This window comes from uncultured Mailhella sp., from assembly GCF_905187505.1.
Lineage (GTDB): Bacteria > Desulfobacterota > Desulfovibrionia > Desulfovibrionales > Desulfovibrionaceae > Mailhella.
In genome coordinates, this window is the sequence record NZ_CAJJIC010000032.1 from 1 (window position 1) to 22,212 (window position 22,212).

Sequence of the window (22,212 nt, forward strand, 5' to 3'; positions counted from 1 at the left end):
CCCCAAAGCAACGCGCACCGTACGTTCTGCAAAATTCTCCGATTCTGAACGACGCGCAAGGACGCGCGTTTCTCTCCTGTTTCGGACATACGTCCGTCCGAACCGGAAGTCCCCAGGAACTGCAGGATCTTCGGGAGTCTTCACAATGACCGGCACGTTTCCTGTCCGAAGAAACGCCTTCATGCCTTTTTGGACGAAAATTTTATCCCCGTTTGTAAAACTCCACTTTGTGCAAATTTTATTTTTTTTTATATCAAAGGCCTATGAAGCACTTGTCCACGACCGTCCTTGAGAAAAAAACTACACGCCGAAGATTCGCCTTTAATATCAAAAACCCCTTGCCTTATTTGGGGTTTTCCCATTATCTTAGTAGGGTAAAAATGGTATTCAGTTCGTTGACTTTATAACCCTTCGGGGAGGGTATGTCATGATCAGTCCCAATCTTATCAAAGACCTGAGCGCTCTGCTGGGCGAAGAAAACGTGTTCACCAGCGAAGCCGACAGGCAGTGCTATTCCTACGACAGCGCCGTGCTGCCTCCCAAGGTACCGGCGCTGGTTCTTCGTCCCACGCAGACGGAGCAGATAGGCGAAGTCGTCCGCCTGTGCTATGAGGCCGGCCTTGCCATCACCGTCCGCGGCGCGGGCTCCAATCTTTCCGGCGGCACCGTGCCCGACACCGTGGAAAGCGCCGTGATTCTCACCAACAGCCTGCAGAAGATCCTCGAAATCAACACCGAGGACCTGTACGCCGTGGTGCAGCCCGGCGTGGTCACCGCCCAGTTCGCCGCCGCCGTGGAGGCCAAGGGCCTCTTCTATCCGCCCGATCCGGGTTCCATGTCCGTGTCCACCCTGGCCGGCAACATCGCCGAGAACGCCGGCGGCCTGCGCGGCCTCAAGTACGGCGTGACCAAGGACTATGTCATGGGTCTGGAATTTTATGACTACGAAGGCAACCTGGTGAAGACCGGCTCCCGTACCGTGAAGTGCGTGACCGGCTTCAATCTGGCAGGTCTCATGGTCGGTTCCGAAGGCACCATGGGCGTCATCAGCAAGGCCATTCTCAAGCTGGTGCCGCCGCCCCGCGCCTCCCGCGCCATCACCGCCGAGTTCGCCGACGTGCAGGATGCCGCCGACGCCGTGGCCGCCATGATCGCCGCCCACGTGGTGCCCTGCACTCTGGAACTGCTCGATCAGGCGACGCTGAAGTATGTGGAAGCCGACCAGAAGATCGGTCTCCCCGTGGACGCCGCCGCCATGCTGCTCATCGAAGTGGACGGCCATCCCGGACAGGTTGCCGACGAAGCGGCCATCGTGGAGGAAGTGCTCAAGAAGTGCAACGCCACGGGCATCCACATTCCCAAGGACGCCGAAGAAAAGAACAAGCTGTGGGCCGCCCGCCGCAACGCGCTGCCCGCCCTTGCCCGCGCCCGTCCCACCTGCGTGCTTGAAGACGCCACCGTGCCCCGCTCCAAGATTCCTGCCATGATCAAGAACCTCAACGAGATCGCGGCCAAGTACAAGGTCGACATGGGAACCTTCGGTCATGCCGGCGACGGCAACCTGCATCCCACCATTCTGTGCGACAAGCGCGACAAGGAAGAATTCTCCCGCGTCGAAGCCGCCGTCGACGAAATCTTCGACGTCGCCCTCAAGCTGGGCGGCACGCTTTCCGGAGAACACGGCATCGGCACGGCCAAGGCCAAGTGGATGGAAAAGGAAACCAGCAAGGGCACCATTCTCTTCTCGCAGCGCATGCGCCGCGCCATTGACCCCAAGGGCCTGTTCAACGCCTGCAAGATCACGGGGATGTAATCATGAGCGACATATCCCGTCTTGCCAGAACTTTGATGAAGCTGGACGACAAGCTGGCCGACTGCATGCGCTGCGGTCTGTGCCAGGCTGTCTGCCCGGTGTTTGGCGTCACCCATAAGGAAGCCGACGTGAGCCGCGGCAAGCTTGCGCTTCTCGACAATCTTGCCCACAAGATCATCGAAGATCCCGACGCCGTGGAAGAAAAGCTGAACCGCTGCCTTCTGTGCGGCTCCTGTCAGGCAAACTGCCCCTCCGGCGTTTCCATTCTGGAAATCTTCATGGAAGCCCGTCAGGCCCTTGTGGACTACCGCGGACTCAACCCCATAAAGAAGCTGGTCTTCCGCGAGCTGCTCACGCATCCGCAGCTGTTCAGCGCCATGATGCGCACCGCCGCCCCCTTCCAGGGACTCGTCATGCGCCAGAAGGGCGCGAAGACCTACGACATGCCGCTTCTCAGCAAGCTCGTGGGCTCCCGCCACATCGCCAAGCTGCCCGCCAAGTCGCTCCATGCCAAGTACGGCAGCCTGCATACCGAAGGACAGATAGGCATAAAGGTGCTGTTCTTTGCCGGCTGCATGGCCGACAAGTACTACACCCAGCTCGGCGAGGCCTGCCTCAAGGTGCTCAAGCATCACGGCGTGGGCGTGGTCATGCCCTCGGATCTCACCTGCTGCGGCATTCCCGCGCTGGCTTCCGGCGACCGCAAGGGCTTCGTCATGGAAACGCAGAAGAACCTCGACGTCATCGGCCGCGAACTTGTCGGCGGCGGCATCGACTACGTGGTCACGCCCTGCGGTTCCTGCACCGCCACCCTCAAGGAATGGTGGCCCTACTTCATTCAGGAGTTCTCTCCTGAACATCAGAAGACCATCAGGGCCGTGGCCGAACGCGTCATGGACATCAACGCCTTCCTCGTGGACGTGCTGCACGTGGATCAGATGGAACCCGGCGAACGCCATGCCGGCAAGGTCACCCGCGTGACCTTCCACGACTCCTGCCACCTCAAGAAGAGCGTGGGCGTGTCCGAGCAGCCCCGCAAGCTCATCCGCATGAATCCCGACTACGAGCTTGTGGAAATGGCCGAGGCCGACCGCTGCTGCGGCTGCGGCGGCAGCTTCACCCTGTTCCATTACGATCTGTCCAAGGAAATAGGCCAGCGCAAGCGCGACAACATCGTGAAGACCGGCGCCACCGCCGTGGCCACGGGCTGCCCCGCCTGCATGCTGCAGATTTCCGACATGCTCTCGCAGAACAAGGATGAGGTGGTAGTCAAGCATCCCATCGAAATCTACGCGGAAACTCTTCCCGACTGATTCTCTTGAGGAAGAGCGGCCCATGCCGAGCCGCTCTTCCTTTCTCCGGTGCGCTCGGAACTGAAAACGGCGCACCTCTCTTCTCTTCTCCGCATGACATCCCGTCGTCGGAGAAGAAGGGTCCTGCCGCAGACGCTGCACGGACCCGAACCTGCAAGTCCTGAGTCCGTCCGGCGTATTCGCCGACAGGACTTCAGCAACGTACAAACGCTCCAAGGAGTAACAATGACTCAGGATCAACTTGTCGAAGTGGTGAAAACCAAGGCGCCTTCGGTTCCTGTCACCTTCTATGAGGCCAAGGACTTTGCGGACGCCATGCAGTACGCCGTGGACGTGACGGAAAAGAAGCGTCACTGCGAAATGCTGCTGCCCGTGGAAGGCGAGCATTACGGCCCGGTCAGCGAAAACGGCTTCCCCACTCTTCTTGAACGCTTCATCGCCGCTCCCGGCCTTTCCGAAGAGGAATACGCCGTTCTGGAAGAAAAGGCCGCCGGCACCGACATCACGCTGCTGCGCTCCGGTCTGCGCGATCACATGGGCGGCTTCGACACCAGCATCACCTGGGCTGACGGCCTCGTGGCCGACACCGTGACGTGCGTGGTCAACTCCAACAGCGAGGAAGTGCGTCTCGGCACCATGGTGGCCGAAGTGTCCATCATGCTGGTGCGCAAGGGCACCCTGCTGGAAAAGGTGGAGGACGCCAACGCTCTTCTGCTCGACCTCGTCAACCGCGGCGGCGCTTCCTACACGGCCTTCATCACCGGCCCCAGCCGTACGGCAGACATTGAACGCGTGGGCGCCCTCGGCGTGCACGGTCCCCTCGAACTTCATATCGTGCTGCTGGAGGACTAAAACATGGCCGACGCCAAGAACATGAAGGAATATCACGGTCAGATTCAGGAAGCGCTGGACGACAAGTTCCTCCGCGCCACGCTGGACAAGTTCGCCGTCGAATACAAGGCCAACCGCACCCGCATCTTCAGCGGCATGGACGTGGACGGTCTCATCAAGGAAGTGGCCGACATCAAGGACAACGCGGCTCAGCACATGATGGAGCTCTTTGCCCAGTTCAAGGCCGAAGCGGAAAAGCGCGGCGTGCACGTGCATCTCGCCTCCACCGGCGCGGAAGCCAACCGCATCATCGCCAAGATCGCCAAGGAAAACAACTGCCACAACATCATCAAGTCCAAGTCCATGACGGCGGAAGAAATCCACCTGAACGACGCCCTCGAAAAAGAAGGCTGCCGCGTGGTGGAAACCGACCTCGGCGAATGGATCATTCAGCTGCGGCATGAGGGCCCGTCCCACATGGTCATGCCCGCCATTCACCTTTCCCGCTACCAGGTCGCCGACCTGTTCACCGACGTGACCCACGTGCAGCAGGACAGGGAAGACATTCAGAAGCTCGTGAAGGTGGCCCGCAAGGAGCTGCGCAGCGAGTACGTGAAGGCTGACATGGGCATTTCCGGCGCCAACTTCGCCGTGGCGGAAGCCGGCCTCATCGGCACGGTGACCAACGAAGGCAACCTCCGCCTCGTGACCACCATGCCCCGCGTGCACGTGGTGCTCGCCGGTCTTGAAAAGCTCATTCCCACCATTGCCGACGCGCTCAAGGTGCTGCAGGTGCTGCCCAGAAACGCCACCGCGCAGGCCATCACCTCCTACATCACCTGGATTGCCGGCGCCAATGAATGCGCCGCCGGTCCCGACGGCCGCAAGGAAATGCACATCGTCTTCCTCGACAACGGCCGCCTCAAGATCGCCCAGGATCCCGCATTCAAGGACATCCTGCGCTGCGTGCGCTGCGGCGCCTGCGCCAACGTCTGCCCCGTGTACCGTCTCATCGGCGGCCACAAGATGGGCTACGTGTACATCGGCGCCGTGGGTCTCGCGCTCACCTATCTGTATCACGGTGCGGACAAGGCCCGCGCGCTGGTGCAGAACTGCATAGGCTGCGAATCCTGCAAGAACGTGTGCTCCGCCGGCATCGATCTGCCGCGCATCACCATGGAAATCCGTTCCCGCCTCGTCAAGGCCGACGGCAACAACGCCGCCGGTTCCGTGATGAGCATGGTGATGAAGGACCGCGACCGCTTCCACAGCCTGCTCAAGTTCATCAAGTTCTCGCAGAAGCCCCTCACCGTGAAGGGCGGCAAGTTCATCCGCCATCTGCCCGCCGTGCTCATGGGCGGCGATCAGAGCTTCCGCCAGCTGCCCGCGCTTGCGCCCAAGTCGTTCCGCCAGCTCTTCAAGAGCGTGGTGAACAACCCCTCGCAGCCCAAGTTCCGCGTGGCCATCTTCTCCGGCTGCGCTCAGGACTTCGTGTATCCCGAGCAGCTCGTGGCCGCCGTTCGCCTGCTCAACAGGCACGGCGTGCACGTGGAGTTCCCCCTCAAGCAGACCTGCTGCGGCCTGCCTCTGGAAATGATGGGCCAGCGTGAAACCAGCCTGCAGGTGAGCTCGCAGAACGTGAACGCCTTCGAGCCCGGCAAGTACGACGCCATCCTCACGCTGTGCGCGTCCTGCGCCGGTCACCTCAAGCACGCCTATCCCGACCTGCTGAAGGATACCCCGGACCACTACCGCACCGACATCTTCGCCTCGAAGGTCATGGACTTCACCTCCTTCGTCTACAACAAGCTCGGCCTGCGCGCCGAAGACTTCGTGAAGTCGAACGAAAAGGTGACCTACCATTCGCCCTGCCACATGCGCAACATGGGCGTGACCGAAGAACCCCGCGCGCTTCTGAACATGGTCGCCGACTATGTGCCCGCGACCGAAGAAGACATGTGCTGCGGCTTCGGCGGCACCTTCTCCGTGAAGTTCCCTGAACTCTCCGCCGAAATCGGCAAAAAGAAGCTGAAGAACAGCGAAGACACCGGCGCCTCCCTGGTGGTGACCGACTGCCCCGGCTGCGTCATGCAGATCCGCGGCGTGGCCACGGCCAACGATTCGCCCATCAAGGTCGAGCACATCTCCGAACTGCTCGCCCGTCAGATGAAGTAACCACAAGGAGGCCCCGTCCCGTCCGGGGCGGGGCCTCCTTTGTGACCGGAGCTGCGGAATTTTCCCGCCTTTTCGGGAAAGCCCCCCCATCCCGCAGCCGAACGGCGCACAACGCTTTTTCACGGCCTCCGGCCGTCCGACTCATGGAGGCCCCAAGCTCCAGCCCCTCATAGGCATCCCAAAATACCCAACCAGGATACAGGCATTACGCTTTTTCCTGCATAATCCCGTTTACCTTCTTACAGACTTGTAGAGGAGAGCACTATGAACATTGAACTCCTGGCACTGTTCGCCGTCGCGCCGCTTCTTGTGGCGCTGATTCTCATGGTCGGCCTGCGCTGGTCGTCCATGCGCGCCATGCCCCTGGCCTGGGCCACCGGCGCGCTGCTTGCCATCATCGTATGGCAGCTGCCCGTCGTCCGGGTGATCGCCCTCACGCTTGAAGGCTTCATCACGGCCGCCGGCGTGCTGATCATCGTTTTCGGTGCTCTGCTCATCTACTACACGCTCACCTACAGCGGCGCCATGGAAACCATCCAGGCGGGCATGAAGAAAATCAGCCCCGACCGCCGCGTGCAGACCATCATCATCGGCTTCATGTTCGCCGCCTTCATCGAAGGCGCGGCCGGCTTCGGTACCCCCGCCGCTCTTGCCGCCCCGCTGCTGCTCGGTCTCGGCTTCCCTCCCCTCTGCGCCGCCGTCATCTGCCTTGCCTTCAACAGCATCCCCGTGACCTTCGGCGCCGTGGGCACCCCCGTGCTCCAGGGCTTCAAGTCCATTGAAAGCCTCGCCATGACCGCCCTCGGCATCGGCGATCCCGCCGTCGTCTACAAGACCATCGGCGAATACGTCACCCTCATGCACCTGCCCATGCTCTTCATCCTGCCCATCTTCCTGCTGGGCTTCATGACCCGCTACTACGGCAAGAACAAGTCCTGGTCCGAAGGCTTCGCCGCGTGGAAGTACTGCCTGCTCGCCTCCGTCTGCTTCGGCGTTCCCTACTTCATCCTCGCCTGGGCCGTCGGTCCCGAACTGCCCTCCCTGCTCGGCGGCATCATCGGCCTCGGCGTGCTCGTGAAGCTCACCCAGAAGGGCATCTGCGTTCCCGAAGGCACCTGGGACTTCGATAGCAGCGACAATTGGGATCCTGCCTGGATCGGCGAAATCAAGCCTTCCGACGTGACCGAGTACAAGGAACACATGAGCCAGTTCATGGCCTGGCTTCCCTACGTGCTGTGCGGCCTCATCCTCGTTCTCACCCGCGTGCCCGCCTTCCATCTGAAGGCTCTGGTCACCGACCCCATGTTCAACATCGGCGCTTCCAACATTCTCGGTCAGGAAGGCGTGACCTCCTACATCGCGCTCATGAACCTGCCCGGCACCGTGCCCTTCATCCTCGTTTCCATCATCACCATCTTCCTGCACGGCATGCTGCGTGACGACGCCATCGGCAGCAACAAGGTCAGCAAGGCCTGGTCCACCGCCTTCGCCAAGATGAAGGCCCCCACCATCTCCCTGCTCGCCGCCGTGGCCCTCGTGTCCATCTTCAAGGGCACGGGCGTCAGCGAAGCCACCAACCACGTTTCCATGCCCATGGCTCTGGCCCAGTGCCTCGCCGACCTCGCCGGCGGCGCATGGCCCGCTCTTGCCTCCTACGTCGGCGGCCTCGGCGCGTTCATCACCGGTTCCAACACCGTGTCCGACATGCTCTTCGCCAACTTCCAGTGGGATATGGCCAGAACCCTCGGCTACACCGTGCCTCAGCACTTCATCATCGTGGCTGCTCAGGGCGTCGGCGGCGCCATGGGCAACATGATCTGCATCCACAACATCGTGGCTGCCTGCGCCGTGCTCGGCCTCATCGGCAAGGAAGGCGACATCCTCCGTCGCACCATCATCCCCTTCGTCCTTTACGGCATCGCCGTGGGCATCGTGGCCTTCATCCTGATGTAAGAGCCGCCAGCCTCATTTGAAAAGGGCCGCCTTCGGGCGGCCTTTTTCGTAATGAAGAACGCCGCCCTTCCGCTCTTTTCTCCCCTAAGGGAAAGGAATACCATGCAGTCCGGGCGCGTACTTTTCTCCTAAGGAACGCAGCGTTTCGGAACACGTCCCGGACAGGACGGAAAACTCCGTTCCGAACGCGCTCCCGCGCCTGCGAGGAGCCTTCATGGAACAGCATTCCCTTTTCGACAACGAGGCCTCCCAGCCGCTGGCCGCACGCCTGCGTCCGAGAAGTCTCGACGAATTTTTCGGTCAGGAACATCTGCTTAGCAAAGGCAAGGTGCTGCGCAGACTCATAGAAAGCGACCAGATATCCTCCATGATATTCTGGGGACCTCCGGGCGTGGGCAAAACCACGCTGGCGCGCATCATCGCCGGGCACACGAAGTCTAACTTCATCGATTTTTCCGCCGTCACAAGCGGCATCAAGGAAATACGGGCCGTCATGCAGCAGGCGGAAAAGGACCGCCAGTACGGCAGACGCACCATGCTCTTTGTAGATGAAATCCACCGCTTCAACAAGGCGCAGCAGGACGCGTTTCTGCCCTTCGTGGAAAAAGGCAGCATCATTCTCATAGGCGCAACCACGGAAAATCCGTCCTTTGAAGTGAACGGCGCGCTTCTTTCCCGCTGCAAGGTCTTCGTGCTCCATCAGCTTTCCGAAAAGGACATGACCGCCCTGCTCGAACGCGCCCTTCACGATCCCCGGGGCTTCGGCAATCTTCATGTCTCCATGCCGCCTGACATGCTGGAAGTCATCGCCGCCTTTTCCAACGGCGACGCACGCTCCGCCCTCTCCACGCTGGAAATGGCCGTGCTCAACGGCGAAACGGAAGGCGATAACGTACGCATTTCCCAAGAAACGCTGGAAGAGTGCACCTCCCGGAAGTCGCTGCTCTACGACAAAAAGGGCGAGGAGCACTACAACCTCATTTCCGCCCTTCACAAGTCCATGCGCAATTCCGACCCCGATGCCGCCGTGTACTGGCTTGCGCGAATGCTGGAGGCCGGAGAAGATCCGCTCTACATCGCCAGGCGCGTCACGCGCTTCGCCAGCGAAGACGTGGGACTGGCCGATCCGCACGCGCTCGACACGGCCGTTTCCGCCTATCAGGCCTGTCACTTCATCGGCATGCCGGAATGTTCCGTGCATCTCACGCAGGCCGTCGTCTATCTCTCCCTCGCCCCCAAATCCAACAGCCTCTACGTGGCCTACGGCCGAGCCAGAAAGGACGCTCTCTCCATGCTGGACGAGCCCGTGCCTCTGCAGATACGCAACGCTCCCACCAGACTCATGAAGAAGCTCGATTACGGCAAAGGCTACCAGTACGCACACGACGCCGATGACCGCCTGACCGCCATGCACTGCCTGCCCGACTCCCTGCTCGGCAGAACCTACTACGTTCCCACGGAGCAGGGACTTGAGTCCCGCTGCAAGCAGCGGCTTGAAGCCATCAAGACGTGGAAGAAGAAGAACGAACAGAAGGATGCCGGAGCAAAAGAGCCCGCAGAAGCATCGGATGAGTGAGCGTACGGCCGCCATAAGTTTTATTCGTAAAACTTTATTTGACAAATAGCATTATTCCCCCTAGGCTGGACGAGCCCGCTTCACGTCAAGCCCGGGAGGTCCCGTTGCCCGCCACGACTCCGCCCCCTGTCTCCTCCGTCCGAGCCCTGCCCTCGCGAGCCGAGCTCTTTCAGCTCACGCTTCCGCAGATGGGACTCATGCTCTGTCATCTGGCCATCTCCATGACGGACGTATGGTGCGCCGGAAGGCTCGGACCGGAAGTTCAGGCAGCAGTCGGCGTGGTGGCGCAGATATTTTCCCTGCTCATGCTGCTCACCTCCCTCGTGGCCAGCGGCTGCATGGCCACGGTAAGCCAGTCTCTCGGCGCGGGCCTCGCCACGCGGGCCAACCGATACGCGGGGCTCATCATCATGCTTTCCGCCTCCATGGGCACGATTGTGGCCGCGGCGGCCGTGCTTCTCGAGCCTGCAATCTTCCGGGTCATGGGCATTTCCGAATCCCTGCGCCCTGCGCTCTCCACGTTTTTCACCGCCTATTGCTGCCAGCTTCCCTTCTACTACGTGCTCATCATGGTGAATTCCATTTTCCGGGCCTACAAGAAGGTACTCTTCCCGCTGCTCACGCTGATCATCATGGCCGTCGCCAATCTCGTCGGCGATCTCGGCTTCGGGCTCGGCCGCTTCTCTTTTCCTGCCTTCGGCGCGGCGGGCATCGCCTGGACGACGTTTGCCTGCGCCGTGCTCGGCCTTGCGTGCAATCTTCTGCTGGCGGCGCGCTACGGTCTGCTTCACCGCCGCACCTTCGCCCCCTGGCGCTGGAACCGCCGCGCCATGCCCTATCTCTTCCGCGTGGGCATGCCCGCAGCCGCCGGCCACATCATCACGCATCTGGGCAGCCTCGCCACGCTCGCCATCGTGGGACTTCTGCCGGAAAGCACCAGCGCCCTTGCCGGCATGAGCGTTGGCGGCAGGGTGCACGCCGTGCTTCTTTTTCCTCTGGGGGCGCTCAACATGTCCATGGTCATTGTAAGCGGCCATCTTCTCGGCGGCGGAGAAAGGCAGGGTCTGTACCATTTCGGACGTCGAGCGGCACTGCGGCTGGGGCTTGTGCTCGTCGTGCCGAGCCTCGTGCTCTGGCTTCTGCGCGAACAGGCCGCCTCGCTCTTTTCCGGCGACCCGGCCGTTCTGAGGCAGGCGTCCGCCTTTCTGTTCTTCTCCTGCCTCACGGTTCCCCTCACGGGCATGACGGGCATGATGAACGCCCTCTTCTCCGGCGCGGGAGCCACCATGCTGTCCTGCCGCGTAGGCGCCGTCACCTGCTGGGTGGCAGGCATTCCGCTGGCGCTTCTTCTGGGCATCGCCATGAACATGGGAGCTCCGGGCGTCTTTGCTGCGGGAGCGGCCGGACAGACGGCTGCCTTTCTCTGGACGCTGCGCATCTTTCACGGGAAAAAATGGCTTGAATACGGCATGAGAAAACGGCAGACTGCCTGAAAACATGGAGGTCTCCATGACGGAACGTTCCGGTCATGACCTGGAGCCGGAGAAAAAAACGCTTTCTCCTGCGCTGGAAAACTACCTTGAAATCATCTTTCTTGAAGAGGCGAAGGACGGAGCAGCCAGAGCCAGTTCCATAGCCGATGCCGCCAAGGTGAGCCGCTCCACCGTGACGAGCACGCTCAAGACGCTCAAGACCATGGGACTTGTGGACTACGAGCCCTACAGCCTCATTCATCTCACGCAGAAAGGACGCGTCATCGGCCGCGACATCACGCACAGGCACGTCATCTTCCGGGAATTCTTCGAGCAGGTGCTTCAGCTCGACCACGAGGAAGCCGACACCGTGGCCTGCGAGCTTGAACATGTGGTGCCGCCCCAGGTCATCCGCCGTCTGGGACAGTTCGTTCTCTACATGCGCAACCGGGACTTCTGGAAGAACTGGCAGGATGACTACCGGAACGAACGGAAGGATCTCATCGGCACCATGGCCGAAACCTTCCGCAACATGGGATCTCTCGACAATCAGGACGAACTGAAGGAACTTGCCCGCAAGTATCGCTGAAAAGCGGAGGAACATTTGCCTGACGGCCGCGATGCCTGCTCTGCCGCAGCCGTCAGCGTTGCCAGTAAGGAACGCCTGCCGAACTCCGTCATGCCTTTTCGGAAGAACGTCCGAAAAGTCTGGACAGAACTCCCGTCGGCGACGCGCACAGGCCGCGTTCAGTCTCCGCAGCCTACCGGTCCGAAAGCCGGTAATGCACAGGCACAAGAATGCTGAAGCCTCCAGACGTGCCCGTCTTCAGTCCCATGAGCTTCTCTCCCAGTCTTTTCGCTGCGGCATCAAGCACGGCGCGCCCTGAATTCTCGACCAGCACGCATCCATCCACACGACCGTCGTCAGCTATGTGCACCCGCAGCGTGCAGGTCCCTTCCGCGCCAGAGCGACGAGCCTGCCGCGGATACTGCTTGTACCTTTCCACGGCCTCAAGTACGGCGGCAAGAGCCTCATTCCTTCGATCCGCCGCAGCTTTCCCGCTGCCGGCCACTGCGTGTACGGACACGGCGGCAGTGCCGGACGACGCGCCGACCGCGTCTTCACCGGAAGCAGCGACTGCAGTCAAAGGCGTCCTTTCGGCCGGTTTCGCCTGTACGGAGGAAGGGGGCTTCACCGCTTTCGGTTTCGGGGCAGGCTTTTTTTTCGGCATGACTTTTCGGCCCGATTCCGGCTTCATCTCTTCCGTCTTCGGCTCGATCTTCCGTTCCTCAACGGGTTCCGGCTTCTCTTCCTGCCGAAGAGTCTCGGGAACGGTCACCGGAGATTCCTCGGCAAGCAGCTTCTTCATCGTCGGCTGCGGCTTTGCATTCTGTGGCACCTGGCGGAACTGCGCATGCACGCGTGCCATGCTGCGCGTCTGCACGGCAGGCGGCAACAGAGAACTTTCCACCTGCAGAGCAAGCGCGCAGACAAGCATCAGCGCCATTACGCAAACCATGCCTGCGGCCGCCGCGTTGCGGCTGAGCCGCTGCTGCACCATGCCGTAACGCCGGCACGCTGAACGGAAGCTAACGGTCTTCGGCAGGCTCAGTGCTGATGACAAAATGACCTCCTTTCTTCACTCTTGCCACGTCCACCACGCCCACGAACGCTTCAAACGGAGCGCTTTTGTCCACATACAGATTGAGCAGCGCTTCCGGCCTTTCCGAAAGCACGACGTCAAGATCTTCTTTTTCAATCTGCCGCCCCTCATAGTGCAGCGAACCGTCGGCTCTGATGGAAATGACCTGTTCCTTCTTTGACTGAGAGGCTTCGGCCTCTGCGGACGCAGGCAGAAGAATGTCGAGCACAGGACGACTGAACGTCGTCGTCATGATGAAAAAGATGAGCAGCATGAAAATGGTGTCGATAAGAGGCGTCAGGTCGATGCCCGGTTCCTCGTCCATCCCGAAATCAAAGCTCTTCATCGTTCAGCCCCCTTCCGTTGTTTCGCTTCCGACAGAAATCCAGCGCTCGATAGCTGTACTCCACCACTTCAATGTGAAACCCCTTGAAGCGCAACATCAGAAAATAGTAGACCATGAGCGCGGGCATGGCCACGCTCAGACCCATGATGGTGGTGATGAGCGCTTCCCATATGCCGTTGGCCAGCATGGCCGTATCGGGCGCGACGTTTTCTCCTATGGTACGGAACACCGTGACCATGCCGAGAATGGTGCCGAGAAGTCCGAGAAGCGGAGAAAGTACGGAAATAAGCCGCAGATAGCATATATCGCGGGTCAGCCCTTCAAAGTTGCGATGAAAGAGGTAGGCTATCTCCGCGCGTATGTCCTCGGAGTGGCCGGAATGCGTCTGCACTATGTCGCGCACGATGCAGATAAGGGGATTGTCGCCTTCATAGCTCATGCATTCGCCGGACACGCCTTCCTTTTCCAGTTCAGGAAAGGTTCGCCGAAAGTCCCGCCATACCAGAAAAAGAAACAAATAGCTTTTCAGCGCGAGATACACGCCCGCACAGGCCACCGCCACAAGCACGAGTCCCGCCGGTCCTATGGTTCCGTAAAGCTCCGACCAGTTCATCTCCTCATCCTTTCAGTTCCGCCCGCCTCAGGGCGATATGGTCGTCATTGACGTTTTCATGAAAAAGACTTCCGCCCGTCGTGCGGACGGGACGGAAGAAACGCTCAGATGCGCTCAAGCGCGAGACGGGCAAAATCCTGAGCCCGGCGGCAGTCCTCATCGTCGGGATGCTTTGCCGCTTCCCGTATGCGGGCCCGTCGCTCCTCGGTCATGGGATGAGCTCCGCCCGCCACGCGCGCCATGACCTCCAGCACCTTCGGATCAATTTTCCCCTGGCAGAGCCAGGAGCCGAGCACGGTGTTGCCTCGGGCAGGCTCCAGGGCCATGGTTTCGCCCCGGGTCATGCATTCCCTCGCATGCTCGGAATCGGGCCACGCCCCAAGCGTGCCGAAAAAAATCAGTCTTGCGCTCTCCACGCCCGAAAGCCACTCCCGGGTTCTGGAATCCGGCATGCCTCTGTCCACCCAGTAGCCCACGGCCACAAGGTCGTATCCGTCCACGCGGGAGGGCGCTTCCTCCACGGGAACGAGCGTGCATTCCGGCAGCACCTCGGCCATGGCCTGTGCCACCTTCTTCGTGTTTCCGGTAAGGGAGGAATAAACAACCATCGTTTTCATGACGTTTCTCCTGATCAGATGTTTTCTGCCTTTCTCTCTTCCGCCGCAGGCAAAAGAGCGAACTTTCTTCCTTGCGGTTCCGGCCACGGACCGTCACAGGCCCGTCAGTGCCCTGCGCATGTTCAGAAAGGAAGCCTTCACCGAGGGAATGATCCGGCGATTCTCGCGCCCCGCGTACACGGCAAAGGCCACGCTTCCCCCGGCATGGAAAAACTGCACGGAATGACTTTCCAGTCCCATGAAGGGCATGGAAAGAAAGACGATGTCCGAAACGGCGTCGGCCCGCAGATGTCCGCCGAGCGCCTCCCCGGATCTCAAGTTGTAAAATCCGTGCCCCATGCTTCCCGCAGGGATGCGACAGGATATTTCCATGACGTGCCCCTCGTGCTGCACGATGAACGCGGCCTTTTCCCATGCGCCGAGCCCTTCCCACACCTTCACGAAATTCTCTCCGGACGTAAGCGCACACATGCCCTCGGGCAGCGCCAGAGCCACATCCCTTTCCGTCACGTTGAACTCGCGTGCCAGCGAACCGAGCATCCATGGCTTTTTCTGTTCAAGAGCCGAAACAAGGCCCTGCGTCAGGCCGGAAGAGGCCATATTCTTCATCATGTCATGTCTCCTTCGACAGTTTTTCTGCGCACTCCCCGCGCTCTCTCCCATGCAAAGGCAGTCGCAGCGCGCGTTTGCAGGACAATTTCATGAGTTCCAAATCATGCGTGATGACGATCACGCATGTCCCGCAACGGGCCAGCAAGTCCAGCGCGCAGGCCATGCGCATCATGTTGCCGCCGTCCAGTCCGCTGGTCGGCTCATCGAGAATGAGCACGTCGGGATTCCCGGCCAGGGCGCAGGCAATGACGAGCCGCTGCTTTTCTCCACCGGAAAGCGACTGCGGATGCCGTTCGGACAGCGCGGACAGGTCGAACATCTCCAGAAGCTCGGAGACGCAAAAACGCTTCTTTTCCTCCGAAGCCTGCAACGCTCTCTTCTCCCTCTCTTCGGCCAGACGCACGCTCACCTCAAGCTCCTGCGTCACGCTCTTCATGTGAAGCTGATGATCGGCATTCTGGAGAACCACGCCCACCCTGCCGAGAAGCTCCTTTTGCGACACTTCCCTGCCGTGCAAGAAAAACCTTCCGGCATCCGCTCTGTTCAGGCAGGTCACAAGACGGGCCAGCGTGGTCTTTCCCGCGCCGTTGCTCCCCAGAAGCGCCGTCACGCCGGGGCCGAAGAACAAATCCGCATCGTCAAAAATGCTCCTGCCGCCCTTGTAGGCAAAACGCAGGCCTTCCACTCTCAGGCCCCGTTCGGCATGACTGCGCTCAGGCACGACAAGGTCTGGCAGCGTGTTCCGCACGTCCTCCACATGGCAGTCGCGCAGCCCGCAGCTGTGCCTGAGACTCTCGTCATGCAGCATGGCAAAAGGCCCCATGGCGCATATCTCGCCTTTCTTCATGACGATGACACGATCGGCCACGCCCTCGAGCCAGTAGAGTCTGTGATCCACCACCAGCACGGCCATGCCGCTTTCCTTGAGACTGCGGAGCCTGTGTGCAAGCTCAGTCGTGGATTCCGGGTCAAGATTGGCCGTCGGCTCGTCAAGCACAAGCGCCCGCGGCTCATGGGAAAGAATGGAGGCTAGCCCAACCTTCTGCTTCTGCCCCTCGGAAAGCTCATGGATGGAATGGTGCAGCACCCCGGTCAGGTCGAAGGATTCCGCCGCCCGACGAACCTTTTCCCGCGTGACGGCGGCAGGCAGACCGCGCCATTCGTGCACAAAGGCAAGCTCATCCTCCACGCCAAGGGCAAAAAACTGCTGCTCCGGGTCCTGAAAAAGCGTGCCCACCGTGCGGGAAATCTCTCCGGGCGTCATGGTCGTCGTGTCCCTTCCGTCCACCAGCACCCGTCCGCTCAGCGTTCCTTGGAAGTGCCCGGGACACAATCCGTCGGCGAGGCGCATGAGCGTGCTCTTTCCGCAGCCGCTCTGCCCGGAAACCAGCACCAGTTCTCCGGGACGCACGCAAAAGCTGATGTCGCGCACGGCCGGAGCCTCGGCAAAGGAATAAGAGTAGGTAACGTTTTCAAAGCGTATCATGTCGTTTCTCCATCTGATTGCTGCAAGGCTCAGCGCATGGCGGACATGGAAGAAGCATCGCCCCACATCAGATGGCAGGCGAATGCGGACGCAGCAACGACAACGGCCAGAAGAACAAGCTGCGTGTCCCTTGCCGTCCAGGAAGAGACTCGGAACGGCACAAAGTTCCCTCCCGCCTCAAGGCCCTTGAGTTCCGCCGCAATGCCGAGCTCTTCGGAGGTACGGAGCGAGCGGAAAAGAAGCGGCGTGAAAAGAAGACGCAGCATCATGAGAGGATGCCGGAACATCTCCCCCGGCCCAAGGCGACAGCCGCGGATTTTCAGGGTCTCCGCCACCTGCTTCACGTCGTTCATGAATGTGGGAATGAAACGGATCATCACGGCGCCGGGAAGATAGATGCAGAAGGGAAGATGCAATCCCTTGAGCGCGGTAAGCAGCGCCTGAACCCGGCAGGCAAGCGCCAGAGGCAGCACCACGTCGAGCATGACCGCACCGCGCATGAAGGGCACGGCCAGTGCTTCCGGCGAAAAGGGCATGGATGGAACGGCGCGGGAAATGCCCCACGAGCAGAGCGCGGCCGCAATCATCATGACCGCCATGACGGCGTAGGCCGCGGCCAGAGCCCGAAAGCGGCGCACGGAAAGCGCGTAGATGAGCGAGGGGACAAAAAGCACGGCCTGCCCCTCGAAGGAGGAAATGATTACCGTAACGACCGAGGCAAGAAGCGTGACGAACATTCTGGAACGCACGTCGAGATCCGAACCGCCGACTGCCTTCGCGACGGTTCGCCCCGGCTTTCCGGCACGGCCTCTATTCTCGAATGATGCCCGCATGACGCAGCTCCCTGACGGCCCTCACGCCGGAAAAAAGTCCTCCCAGAGAACCGAAGTACCCGATGACCACAAAGGGGACGACCATGAGCATGAGGGCCGGATTCTCGCGCATGAAAAGCCAGGACACGCAAAGCGAGAGCGCCTTGCTCACGAAGTCGAACACCGCCGCACCGAGCAGTGCGTTTCCCGCACCTGAAGCGTGACGCCCCGGCCACATGGCAGCCTCGGCGACCAGCGCAGCCATGAGCATGGGCGGAATGAGCGTAACGCTCGCCCCGAGCAGAAGCATGCTCACGATGATGTTGATGACCGTAAAGAGAAAAAGGGTGCCGGGCCTGCGCACCTTGCACAGCATGACCACGAGAAGCGTGGTGAACACAAGGTTCTTGCCCATGAGACTCACGGGGTTCATGCCGCCCCCGGCAAGGGCGATAAGCAGCGTGGATACCTTGGAAGCGGCGGCGAACACGCCGACGACCACAAGTTCCTGGGCGCTCCAGCGGGGAAAAAGACGAGTCATGAAGGATCTCCTGCATGCGTACGGAGGACAGGGGCCGGGATTTGCCCCGGCCCGAAGTCACTAGAACCGGTAGCTCAGCTTCACATTGGCATGAAGGCCGGGCTCGAGAATGGCCGTATTATACTGATAGCGCTTGTCAAAGAGGTTCAGCACTTCCGCAAGAAGCGAAAACTGCTTTTCCGAACCGAAGTCGAATCCGAGTGCGATGTTGGCCGTGGTGAATCCGCCGAGATCGTAATCGCTGCTGCCGGAGGAGGAACGGTACACCGTGGCGGACTGGCTGCGGCCGTACACGTCGGCACGAAAATCCAGATCTTCGGCAAGAGCCTTCGCATAGCGCACGCCGTAGCGTCCCACCCATTCGGGCGTGGCGGTGTCCCAGGTCTTCCAGCCGTTGCCGTCGTCGTACTGACGGCGCATCCAGGTGAGCGTGGCGTAGGGCGTGAAATCACCGAAGGCGGTGGCAAAACGATAGCTTGCCGCAAGTTCCGAACCGAAGGTGGTGGCGTCGGCCACGTTGGTGTAGGTATACACGGAACTTCCCGTGCTTACCGGCACGGAAGCGATGTAGTTGTCAGCCATGGAGTAGAAGAAGGCCAAATCGACGTCCAGAGCCCCGTGATTGTAGCGCGCGCCCACTTCAAAGTTGTTGGAGGTTTCCGGATCGAGATTCGGATTGCCGTAAATGGTACCGCCGCCCATGGCCGTGCCTATGTACTTTTCCGTAAGGTTCGGCACGCGGAATCCCTGCGCCCAGCTCGCGCGAAGGGCCAGATCCTCCATGCCGGTCCATACGAGCCCCACGTTGAACACGGGACGGGAATCGGTATCGTCGCCGAGGGCCTTTTTATCCACGGCTCCGGAATGGTCGAACATGGGACGGGTCATGCCGCCCATCTGCATCTTTCCGGTATAGGGATCGGCAATTTCCTCGCCGCGCGTAAGTTCGGTGTTCACGTGCGTCCAGCGAACGCCGTAGGTAAGGGCCAGATTCCACGGGAGCTGACTTTCCATGGAGGCAAACAGCGACTGATTGAGCTGATTGCCGTCGTAATACTTGTCGGTCACCTTGTTGATGAGAATGCTCATGGCCGGAGACATGGATATCTTATTGTCCAGATACGTCCTGCCTTCGGAATTGAGTCTGTCGTAGTTCAGCTCATACCCGGCTATGAGGTAGTGATTCGCACCGAGCTGCCAGTCCGTCTGAAGCGACAGGCCGCGGCTTCGTATGATGTTGTGGGCAAAGTTGTCCATGACCACGTCGGCGGCCATGTAGGACACCGGCATGCCGTTCATGCTCGTAGAGCCCGGCCCGCTCGCCTGCCCCACGTAGTTTCTCATGTCCTTTTCGTTCTTCTGATACCAGGCGTCAAAGCGCACGCGGCTCAGGTACTCGCTTATGTCTCTGCCTTCCGCAAACACATAATATTTGGTGCGCGCCCACTTGGGCACCCTGACAAAGAAACGGTTGCCGTTTCCGTTGTCATTCATGGACGTGGAGTTGAACGCGCCCTTGTAGTAGTCCAGTCCCGCGCCGAGGGTGAAATGCTCGGAAAAGTCGTAGCTCAGAAAGGCCGAAGCGTCGGTCTGACGGAAATTCGTGTTGTCGAGCTTTCCTTCGGGGGTATGAATGTCGCCCTGATCCGAGTGGGAACCGGACAGACTGTACTTGAAGCCGTCAATGTTGCCGCGCACGGCCGCCCCTTCGGAAAAGCCCCGGGACGCGCCGGAAAAGCCCGTCCAGACTTCGCCTTCCACGGGCTTTTCGCCGCCCTTCTTCGTAATGATGTTCACCACGCCGCCTATGGCGTCGGAACCGTAGAGCACGGACGCCGGACCCTTGATCACCTCGATGCGCTCGATGCGCGACGCGTCGATGAGCATGGGCGACCCGGACATGGACTTGTGTTCGGAAATCTTCTGACCGTCTATGAGCACCAGCGTGCGAAAGGCGTCTTCTCCGCGTATGGAAATACGCTTGAGCCCCTGAGACCCGTCATTCTGAACCTGTACGCCGGGCACATCCTCCAGAAGTTCGCCCACCGTGCGCGCGCCGGATTTTCTCACGTCCTCCGCGGTCATCACGGTCACGCTCATGGGAACCTGCTGCAATTCCTTTTCCACTCTGGTCGCCGTCACATACACGTCCCCGGCCCTTACGGTCTCCTCCGCAAGAGCATGGGGGGCGGGGAGCAGGGCGCAGGCAAGAAGCACGGTCGAAAAGCCCGCCCACGTCATAGTCGTCTTCTTCATCATCCATTCCTTTCTTTGCGTTTCCCATGGGAAACGTCGTTTAACGCCGCAGAAACGTCCGTTCAGCCAAAGCGCCGCATCCGCGCCGCAGAGTCATTCGGATCCGCCGATCTCTCATCCGCCGCTCCGCCGAAGCTCTTCAGACGTTCCTCCGAAGGCACGACCTCCGCCGCCCTGCCCCCGACGGCAAGAGGAGTCTTCCTTCTCTCATCAGACCGGCTCGTCCAGCCTGTGCTTAAGAAAATCCTGCATGAGCTGGGAAAGATTCACCTGCCAGAACTGACCGGCAAGAGTAAGCACCATCACGTTTTCCCGCACTTCCACAAGCCCCGCACGGCTCCACTGCTCAAGGAGCGGCTCAAGCAGCGCATGAAGGGAAAAACCGTACGTCTTCTCCAGCGCCGCAAGATCCATCCATCCCTGCTCCATGGCCGCAGCCACGGCACGGAAGAAATAAAAATGAGGATCCGGACGCACGAGCGCCGTCACGGCCTTGCGGCCTGCTTCCATGCTCTCGAGCCACTTTGGGTAGCTGCTCTCATTCATGTAGAACCAGCCGCCCAGATTGCCGCCCGCTCCGGGTCCGAAGGCAAGACAGTTGGCACTGCCCTTCACCTTGAGATTGTAAAGATTGCGTTCCCGGCTGGTGCGCGCCCAGTGCGTGAGCGAAAGCCTGCGGTAAAAGGCCTTTTCCAGCGCCTGCACCGCAGCGGCGAACATGGCCGACTGCATGGGAATGTCCGCCGAAGGAGGAAGCTTTCCTTCCCGTACGGCCCTGCCGAGCGGAGTCCGGTCGTAGACGTTGAGCTGATAGCAGTCCATGCCGTCGAGTCCGGCGGAGCAGGCCGCGGCAATGTCGTCCAGCCATATGTCCATGCTCTGCATGGGAAAGCCGAAAATAAGATCGACGATGACGGCCGCCTGATTGTAGCCCGTCAGCCGCTCCAGCCTGCGGAACACCTCCTCCCGGTCGGCCAGCCGTCCCATGCTCTGCCGTATCTTCGTGTCGAAGCTCTGCACGCCCAGAGAAAAACGGTTGGCCCCTCCGGCAAGACAGGCTTCCATCTTTTCCGGCCCGAAATTGTGCAAACGCCCCTCGACGGTGATCTCACAGTCGTTGGCAAGGGGCAGATGCGATCGAACCCCCTTCAAAAGACGCTCCAGGTCCGCCGCTTCCAGCGCCGTGGGCGTGCCTCCGCCGAAGTACACGGCATGCACGGGCCCCTGCCGCTGCGCCGCACGGTCTTCCCAGAGGCGAAGCTCGCGAAGCAGCGTGTCCACATAGCGGGCGCTCTCCTCCCGGCTGTAGGCCCGGTTGTAGAAGCCGCAGTACAGACAGTGCGTCTCGCAGAACGGCACATGAACATAGGCCACGCTGTCTTTGCTGCGCGGCGTGTCGAGAAGGCGCTCAAGGCTCTCCTGCACGGCGTCGGGCGCCACCATGCCGCCGCCTACGCCGGGATGCACCGCAATCTTTCCGTCAAACGCACGGGAAAGAGGGTCCACGCCTTCATTGGCAAAATATTTCTCCAGACTCCGACTCTTCCCGGTCCCGGAACCGGTAAAGGCCATACCGTTCAGACGTGGTGCCTCAAAATCAAGGCGCTCCTCTCTGTTCTGTTCCATGACGGCACTCATGTGATCCTCTCTGAAGGTTGGTATCGACAGAAAAGTTTTATTCATCAAACTTTTCTCGGTGATAAAGAAATTGAAATTCATTGTCAACTTAAAATCCGAAATTTCTCTGTCCCCCAGGGATTTTCCCCCATGCTTCGGCGCAAAACGCCGCCATGTCCTTACCAAAACAAGGCAGCGCACACACAATGCGATCTCCCTTCTGCTTATGAGAAAGAGTCGTCGAACTCCCGGGAAACGCAGAAGCGCGGAACGCAGACCATGCCTGCTCCCTGCTTGACAGAACAGGCCGCTTCCCCTAGAAAAAACAAGGCATGGGCAGTTAGCTCAGTTGGTAGAGTATCGGTCTTACACACCGACTGTCGGGGGTTCGAGTCCCTCACTGCCCACCATGAAACGTCCATAAAACCCCCCGCAGCCGTTTGTCGGCTGCGGGGTTTTGTGTTTCCGCAAAACGTTCCGGCGCACGAACTCATTCTGCGGCACATGAAGCGCTCATGCCGCAAAAGCGCTGTCGA

General features: G+C 60.4%; 18 protein-coding genes and 1 tRNA gene. 9 read left to right on the forward strand and 10 right to left on the reverse strand.

Annotated elements, in window-relative coordinates; genetic code table 11:
* Window positions 1-427 precede the first annotated feature (427 nt).
* The 8 genes from QZZ60_RS04875 (at window position 428) to QZZ60_RS04910 (ending at window position 11,722) form a co-directional block, all read left to right on the forward strand.
* On the forward strand, window positions 428-1,813 hold the full coding sequence (locus QZZ60_RS04875; protein WP_295638624.1) for an FAD-linked oxidase C-terminal domain-containing protein: 1,386 nt from the start codon (window positions 428-430) through the stop codon (window positions 1,811-1,813).
* A 2-nt stretch (window positions 1,814-1,815) separates the two neighbouring features.
* A complete protein-coding gene (locus QZZ60_RS04880; RefSeq protein WP_295638627.1) occupies window positions 1,816-3,126 on the forward strand; it encodes a (Fe-S)-binding protein in 1,311 nt (436 codons plus the stop codon).
* A 225-nt stretch (window positions 3,127-3,351) separates the two neighbouring features.
* Complete coding sequence (locus QZZ60_RS04885) at window positions 3,352-3,978, forward strand: lactate utilization protein (RefSeq protein ID WP_295638630.1); 627 nt, start codon at window positions 3,352-3,354, stop codon at window positions 3,976-3,978.
* Between the two features lie 3 nt (window positions 3,979-3,981).
* Entirely contained in the window at window positions 3,982-6,132 is a 2,151-nt protein-coding gene (ldhH, locus tag QZZ60_RS04890; protein ID WP_295638632.1) for an L-lactate dehydrogenase (quinone) large subunit LdhH, read from the forward strand.
* Between the two features lie 264 nt (window positions 6,133-6,396).
* Window positions 6,397-8,085, forward strand: coding sequence for an L-lactate permease (locus QZZ60_RS04895; protein WP_295638634.1), 1,689 nt, complete (start codon window positions 6,397-6,399; stop codon window positions 8,083-8,085).
* A gap of 214 nt (window positions 8,086-8,299) precedes the next feature.
* Window positions 8,300-9,661 (forward strand): replication-associated recombination protein A, encoded by a 1,362-nt coding sequence (locus QZZ60_RS04900; protein WP_295638637.1) that lies wholly within the window; start codon window positions 8,300-8,302, stop codon window positions 9,659-9,661.
* A gap of 104 nt (window positions 9,662-9,765) precedes the next feature.
* Window positions 9,766-11,154: an MATE family efflux transporter gene (locus QZZ60_RS04905; protein ID WP_295638640.1), complete on the forward strand. Its 1,389-nt coding sequence runs from the start codon at window positions 9,766-9,768 to the stop codon at window positions 11,152-11,154.
* A 16-nt stretch (window positions 11,155-11,170) separates the two neighbouring features.
* Window positions 11,171-11,722 (forward strand): metal-dependent transcriptional regulator, encoded by a 552-nt coding sequence (locus tag QZZ60_RS04910; RefSeq protein ID WP_295638642.1) that lies wholly within the window; start codon window positions 11,171-11,173, stop codon window positions 11,720-11,722.
* Window positions 11,723-11,894: 172 nt separating this feature from the next.
* Here the strand turns inward: QZZ60_RS04910 and QZZ60_RS04915 are convergent, their stop codons facing one another.
* From QZZ60_RS04915 to hutW, 10 genes are all read right to left on the reverse strand, one after another.
* Window positions 11,895-12,695: an energy transducer TonB gene (locus QZZ60_RS04915; RefSeq protein WP_295638645.1), complete on the reverse strand. Its 801-nt coding sequence runs from the start codon at window positions 12,693-12,695 to the stop codon at window positions 11,895-11,897.
* 28 nt (window positions 12,696-12,723) lie between these two features.
* Complete coding sequence (locus QZZ60_RS04920; RefSeq protein ID WP_295638648.1) at window positions 12,724-13,122, reverse strand: biopolymer transporter ExbD; 399 nt, start codon at window positions 13,120-13,122, stop codon at window positions 12,724-12,726.
* On the reverse strand, window positions 13,109-13,735 hold the full coding sequence (locus QZZ60_RS04925) for a MotA/TolQ/ExbB proton channel family protein (protein WP_295638650.1): 627 nt from the start codon (window positions 13,733-13,735) through the stop codon (window positions 13,109-13,111). Before QZZ60_RS04925 ends, QZZ60_RS04920 begins: the two co-directional genes overlap by 14 nt.
* 104 nt (window positions 13,736-13,839) lie before the next feature.
* Window positions 13,840-14,352: a flavodoxin family protein gene (locus tag QZZ60_RS04930; protein ID WP_295638652.1), complete on the reverse strand. Its 513-nt coding sequence runs from the start codon at window positions 14,350-14,352 to the stop codon at window positions 13,840-13,842.
* A gap of 93 nt (window positions 14,353-14,445) precedes the next feature.
* Entirely contained in the window at window positions 14,446-14,964 is a 519-nt protein-coding gene (gene hutX, locus QZZ60_RS04935; protein WP_295638655.1) for a heme utilization cystosolic carrier protein HutX, read from the reverse strand.
* A 1-nt stretch (window position 14,965) separates the two neighbouring features.
* Complete coding sequence (locus QZZ60_RS04940) at window positions 14,966-16,450, reverse strand: ABC transporter ATP-binding protein (RefSeq protein ID WP_295638658.1); 1,485 nt, start codon at window positions 16,448-16,450, stop codon at window positions 14,966-14,968.
* Between the two features lie 29 nt (window positions 16,451-16,479).
* Window positions 16,480-17,199 (reverse strand): energy-coupling factor transporter transmembrane protein EcfT, encoded by a 720-nt coding sequence (locus QZZ60_RS04945; protein WP_295638661.1) that lies wholly within the window; start codon window positions 17,197-17,199, stop codon window positions 16,480-16,482.
* A gap of 61 nt (window positions 17,200-17,260) precedes the next feature.
* A complete protein-coding gene (locus QZZ60_RS04950) occupies window positions 17,261-17,803 on the reverse strand; it encodes an MptD family putative ECF transporter S component (protein ID WP_295638664.1) in 543 nt (180 codons plus the stop codon).
* Window positions 17,804-17,863: 60 nt separating this feature from the next.
* Complete coding sequence (locus tag QZZ60_RS04955) at window positions 17,864-20,059, reverse strand: TonB-dependent receptor (RefSeq protein ID WP_295638667.1); 2,196 nt, start codon at window positions 20,057-20,059, stop codon at window positions 17,864-17,866.
* Window positions 20,060-20,269: 210 nt separating this feature from the next.
* Window positions 20,270-21,685 (reverse strand): heme anaerobic degradation radical SAM methyltransferase ChuW/HutW, encoded by a 1,416-nt coding sequence (gene hutW, locus QZZ60_RS04960; RefSeq protein ID WP_295638670.1) that lies wholly within the window; start codon window positions 21,683-21,685, stop codon window positions 20,270-20,272.
* A 325-nt stretch (window positions 21,686-22,010) separates the two neighbouring features.
* On the opposite strand from hutW, the gene QZZ60_RS04965 reads away from it, so the two are divergent.
* Window positions 22,011-22,086 (forward strand) — tRNA-Val (locus QZZ60_RS04965).
* Window positions 22,087-22,212 lie beyond the last annotated feature (126 nt).